At 73.5% G+C, this 1994-nt stretch carries 1 protein-coding gene; it reads left to right on the top strand.

The window, feature by feature from the left end:
• The coding region (locus D183_RS25480) for a YhdP family phospholipid transporter (RefSeq protein WP_017910643.1) at window positions 1–1994 on the top strand (1994 nt) is incomplete at both ends.

Genomic DNA, 1994 nt, shown 5'->3' on the forward strand with positions numbered 1-1994 from the left:
CGCCGTTACGCCCTGTACGGCGATCGGCTCGACCTGGCGCCGCTGATCGCGGTGGCCGGGCTCAGCGACCGGCTTTCGCCCAGTCTGCGCAGTTGGTTGGCGGTGGCGAAGCCGCGTCTGCAACTGACCCAGGTGGCGGTGAGCGGGGTTCCCGGCGGTCCGCTGTACGGCCAGGGGCGGCTGGCGGACCTGGCATTCGCGCCGGCGGGCGGTGCGCCGGGTGTGAGCGGGCTGCGCGGCCGCTTCGATGGCGATGCCCAGGCCGGCGAACTGGCGCTGGAGGCCGGCAGCCCGGTCCGCGTCGACTGGCCCAGCGGCTTCGGCGTGGTCCACCAAGTCCAGTTGGCCGGGCGCATCGTCGCCTTCCGCGATGGCGACGGCCTGCGCGTGGCGACCCCGGGGCTGCGCGTGCAGGGCAGCGACTACGGCGCCGACGTGCGCGGCGGGCTGCGCTTCCAGGACGACGGCTCGCGGCCGTGGATCGACCTGGCCGCCGACCTGCAGGACGCGCCGGTGGTGGCGGCGAAGAAGTTCTGGGTCCATTCCAAGATGAGCAAGGCCGCCACCGACTGGCTCGACGCCGCGCTGCAGGGCGGGCGCCTGCGCGACGGCCATGCGCTGGTCTCCGGCGACCTGGACGACTGGCCGTTCGCCGACCACAACGGCCGCTTCGAGGCGACCGCGCGGCTGGAGGACGCCAAGGTGCGCTTCCAGCACGACTGGCCGGCGGTGGAGAACGTGGACGCCAGCGTCGCCTTCATCGGCAACGGCTTCGAGGTGCACGGCCGCGGCAGCATGGGCGGGGTGCCGGTGGAGCAGCTGTCGGCGGCGCTGCCCGACTACAAGGAAGGCCAGCTCAGCGTGCTGGCCAGCACCCGCGCCGAGACCGGCAAGCTGCTGGCGATGCTGCGGCAGAGTCCGCTGCATGCCCATTACGGCGACACCCTGGATGCGCTCAGCGCGTCGGGGCCGGCCGATGTCACCTTCGACCTGCTGCAGCCGCTGCGCGCCGACATCGGCACCCACCACCTGCGCGGCACGGTCGACCTGCTCGGCGCGCATATCGCCGACAAGCGCTGGGACCTGGCCTTCGACGACATGCGCGGCAGCGCCAACTACAGCGATACCGGATTCGCCGCGCAGAAGCTGAGCGTGGCCTACCAGGGCCACCAGGGCGAACTTGCGCTGCGCGCCGGCGACGGCGTGCAGGATCCGCAACAGGCCTTCGAGGCCGCGCTGAGCGCGTCGCTGGACGCGAACGAACTGCTCGACCGGGTGCCGGAAATGGCCTGGCTCAAGCCGTACGTGCAGGGCCGCTCGCGCTGGAACATCGGCGTCGGCCTGCCCAAGACCCCCGACGGCGGCGCGCAGCCGCCGACCCGGCTGCAACTGCGCTCGGACCTGGTCGGCACCCAACTGCTGATGCCGGCGCCGATGGACAAGGCGCCGGCCACGCCGCTGGCGACCTCGGTCAACGTGCCGCTGCCGGTCGGCAGCGGTCGCATCGAGGTGGCCTTCGGCAAGCTGATGGCGCTGGCGGCGCGCAGCCAGGGCGGCAAGACCGGCGTGCGCGTGGTGATGGGCAGCGACCACGTCGCCGACGAACCGCCGGCCAGCGGCCTGGTGGTCAGCGGGCGCACCGCGGCGCTGAACGCCATCGACTGGATCGGCGTGGTCAGCCGCCCCGATCCGAACGCCGCCGCGGCCAACGGCGGCGAAGACCCGATGCCGCTGCGGCGCATCGAGATCCTGGCCGACCATCTGCTGTTGCTGGGCGGCGTGTTCGACAACACCCGCCTGCGCCTGCTGCCGCAGGCCGACAGCATCGACGTGCACCTGGACGGCCCGGCCCTGGCCGGCGACCTCAGCGTGCCGACCAAGGACGGCGGCGTGCTCGGCGGACGCCTGGCGCGGGTGCACTGGCGCTCGGCCACGGCCACCTTGCCGGTGGCGAACGGCACGCCGACGGCGGTGGTCGCCACGCCCGCCGGCAG

The organism is Xanthomonas sp. SHU 199 (assembly GCF_000364665.1).
Classification (GTDB): Bacteria; Pseudomonadota; Gammaproteobacteria; order Xanthomonadales; family Xanthomonadaceae; genus Xanthomonas_A; species Xanthomonas_A sontii.